This window comes from Kitasatospora sp. NPDC007106 (genome assembly GCF_040634455.1).
In the GTDB taxonomy this organism is placed as follows: domain Bacteria; phylum Actinomycetota; class Actinomycetes; order Streptomycetales; family Streptomycetaceae; genus Kitasatospora; species Kitasatospora arboriphila.
The window spans coordinates 1-3,387 of record NZ_JBEYFP010000645.1 but is presented as its reverse complement, the minus strand read 5'-3'; the positions used below and the strand labels follow the sequence as shown (position 1 = coordinate 3,387).

The following is a 3,387-nucleotide window of genomic DNA, read 5'->3' as shown; positions in this document are numbered from 1 at the left end:
GCACGCCGCGGGTGCGCACTCCGCCCGCCCGGGGGTGCGCGCCCCCGGCTGCGGCGGCTAATCTGCCGCTGGCCGCGCGCCGGTCCCGGGCGAGACCCGTCCGGAGATCACGGTCGACTGAGCGCCCCCTTAGAATGAGCTGCAAATGCCCCGCTTCAGCGTGATCGTCCCCGTCTACCAGGTCGAGGAGTACCTGGCCGAGTGTCTCGACTCGGTGCTGTCCCAGTCGTGCGCGGACTTCGAGCTGATCGCCGTCGACGACCGCTCGCCGGACGGCTGCGGGGCGATGCTGGACGAGGCCGCCGCGCGGGACGCGCGCATCCGGGTGCTCCACCTCGACGAGAACGTCGGCCTCGGCCGCGCCCGCAACGCCGGCCTGGCCGTCGCCGCCGGCGACTACGTGATCTTCCTGGACAGCGACGACACCCTCACCCCCGGCCTGTTGCAGGCGATCGACGAGCGGCTGAGGGCCTGCACCGACCCGGACATCCTGGTCTACGACTACGCGCGCACCTACTGGGACGGCCGCGTGGTCCGCTCCGCCTCCGCCCCGCTGTTCGCCCGCTCCGGCCCCGACGTGTTCGACCTCGACGGCCGCCCCGACCTCCTCGACCTGCTCATGGTGGTCTGGAACAAGGCCTACCGCCGCGACTGGATCGACGCCGAGGGCCTCACCTTCCCCGCCGGGTACTACGAGGACACCCCGTGGACCTTCCCGGCGCTGCTCGCCGCCGGGCGGATGACGGTGCTCGACCGGGTCGGCGTGCACTACCGCCAGCGCAAGCAGGGCGGCAACATACTCGCCACGGTCAGCCGCAAGCACTTCGACATCTTCGACCAGTACGACCTGGTCTTCGCCTTCCTCGACCGGCGGCCCGACCTCGACCGCTGGCGGCCGGTGGTCTTCGCCCGGATGGTGCACCACCTCAACACCGTGGTCAGCCGCCCCGACCGGGTGCCGCCCGGCGACCGCCGGGAGTTCTTCCGCCGCGCCGCCCAGCACTGCGCCCGGCTCCGCCCGGCCGACTACAAGCCCGCCGCCGGCGCCGAGGGCGTGCGCACCGAGCTGCTCAGCCACGGCCACTACCTGACCTACCAGAGCGTCCGGGCCCTCGCCCGGACGCGGCAGCTCGCCGCCCGGGCCGCCCGCCGGGCCAAGCGTGCCGCGAGCGTCCGCGACACCACCCCGGTGCAGGGCCGCCCGGCAGCGCCGCAGGCCGGCCAGGAGGCCCGGCCGGCCCCGTCCGGGCAGTCCGCCGCCCGGACGGACGGCACCGCCTCGGACGTCGGCACCCCCACCGGCTCCTGAGCCCCGTCCCGCCCCCGGCCCGGCTGTAGGCCAGCCAGGGGCAGCCCGCCCGGCGCGCCGACGCGTCCGGCCACACTTGATCACCGCGCACGGTATACAGGACCGGTCGTCGCTCGTTCAGGTGATCCCGAGGGGGTGGGCCCGTGGACTTCCTCACCCGTCTCCCGGTCGTCGGTCCGCTGCTGGCCCGGCTGATGCGCAGTCGCGCCTGGCAGGCCTACCAGCTGTTCGGCGACACCCAGGGCAACCGGCTGGCGGGCGCCGTCACCTTCTTCGGCTTCCTCGCGCTCTTCCCGCTGCTCACCGTGGCCCTGGCGATCGCCGCGGCGGCCCTCTCCCAGCAGCGCGTGGACGAACTCCAGAAGGACATCGCCGACCAGGCCTCCGGCCTCTCCGACGCGATCGACCTGAACTCCCTGGTGGACAACGCGGCCACGGTCGGCGTGATCAGCGGCGTGGTGCTGCTGCTCTCCGGACTCGGCTGGGTGGAGACCATGCGCGGCTCGGTCCGGGCGATCTGGCGGCTGCCCCAGGACCCGGGCAAGGTGTTCGTCCGCAAGGCCTGGGACTGCGTCGTCCTGCTCGGCCTCGGCGTGGTCTGCCTGCTGTCGCTCGGCGCGTCCGCCGGCGCCACCACGCTCGCCCGGCGGCTCGCCGACGCGATCGGGCTGAGCGGCAGCTCCGGCCGCGCCGTGCTGACGGTGGTCGGCTTCCTCATCGCCGTCGGCGCCGACCTGCTGCTCTTCGCCTACCTCCTCGGGCCCTTCCCGAGGATCGCCGACCAGTCCCGCCGTGCCCTGTTCGGCGGTGCGCTGATCGGCGCGGTCGGCTTCGAGGTGCTGAAGGTCGCGCTGTCCTCCTACCTCGGCTCGGTCGCGGGCCGCAGCCTCTACGGCGCCTTCGGGGTCCCGGTCGCGCTGCTGCTCTGGATCGACTTCGTCGCCCGGCTCCTGCTGTACTGCGCGGCCTGGACGGCCCTCGCCGACCCGGCCGCCGCCCGGATGCGCGCACGCGAACAGGGCCGCAGGCTGATCGAAGCGTCGGCCGAGAAGTGAGATCGCGCCCCTGTCGGGCACACTCGGACGTGACTAGGATCACGTCCACGTCTCATCCGGTTCTCATCCGGTCCTCATCAGGCTGTCGCCCACGCACACCCCCGCCGGCGGGAGCCCCGCATCGCGCCACCCGTCCGCCGCACCCATGGAGCCCCCCGTGACCAGCGCAGACACCGTCACCGCCACCCCCGTCCCACGTACGCCGGACGACGTACCGGGGTGGTTCTGGAAGGCGGACCAAGAGATCTTCGGCTGGCTGCTCCGCCGCCAGACCGCCGCCGGCACCGGTGGCGACCTGCTGGAACTCGGCGCCTACCTCGGACGCAGCGCCGTCGTCCTGGGCCAGTACCTGCAGCCCGGGGAGACCTTCACGGTCTGCGACCTGTTCGACTCCGACGCCCCCGACGCCGACAACTCGGCCGAGATGGCCATGTCCTACCGCAAGACCCTCACCCGGCAGGCCTTCGAGGCCAACTACCTCGCCTTCCACGAGGAGCTGCCGGTGATCGTCCAGGCGCCGACCTCGGTGCTCGCCGACGGCCGCGTCCCGGCCGGCTCCTGCCGCTTCGTCCACGTCGACGCCTCACACCTGTACGAGCACGTGGCCGGCGACGTCCTGGTCGCCCGGGACGTCCTGGCCAAGGACGGCGTGGTCGCCTTCGACGACTACCGGGCCCCGCACACCCCCGGTGTCGCCGCCGCCGTCTGGGAGGCCGTCTTCGACCTCGGCCTCAAGCCGGTCTGCCTCACCCCCGAGAAGTTCTACGGCACCTGGGGCGACGCCGCGGCCGTCCAGAAGGACCTGCTCGCGCGCGACTGGCGCGCCGAGGGCTTCCGGATGGACGACGAGCAGATCGCCGGCCACACCTGCTACCGGCTGGCCTTCGACGGGCCCCAGCCGAACGGCGCCCCGCAGACCCGCACGGCCCCGGAGCGCTCCACCGCCCGCCGGATCGCCATCGACGTGCTGCCGCCGTTCGCCACCCGGGCCGTGCGGGTCTGCGGGGCGCCGTTCGGCTGGGG

General features: G+C 73.7%; 3 protein-coding genes. All 3 read left to right on the top strand.

The window, feature by feature from the left end; translation table 11 throughout:
- Window positions 1-145: 145 nt before the first annotated feature.
- On the top strand, window positions 146-1,309 hold the full coding sequence (locus ABZ641_RS30045; protein WP_344623527.1) for a glycosyltransferase: 1,164 nt from the start codon (window positions 146-148) through the stop codon (window positions 1,307-1,309).
- 143 nt (window positions 1,310-1,452) lie between these two features.
- Complete coding sequence (locus tag ABZ641_RS30040) at window positions 1,453-2,364, top strand: YhjD/YihY/BrkB family envelope integrity protein (RefSeq protein WP_344623528.1); 912 nt, start codon at window positions 1,453-1,455, stop codon at window positions 2,362-2,364.
- Window positions 2,365-2,521: 157 nt separating this feature from the next.
- A partial coding sequence (locus ABZ641_RS30035; protein ID WP_359986809.1) for a class I SAM-dependent methyltransferase occupies window positions 2,522-3,387 on the top strand: 866 nt, incomplete at its 3' end.

Coding starts and splice junctions, on each gene's coding strand:
- ABZ641_RS30045 (WP_344623527.1), top strand. CDS start 146: ATGCCCCGCTTCAGCGTGATCGTCCCCGTCTACCAGGTCGAGGAGTAC.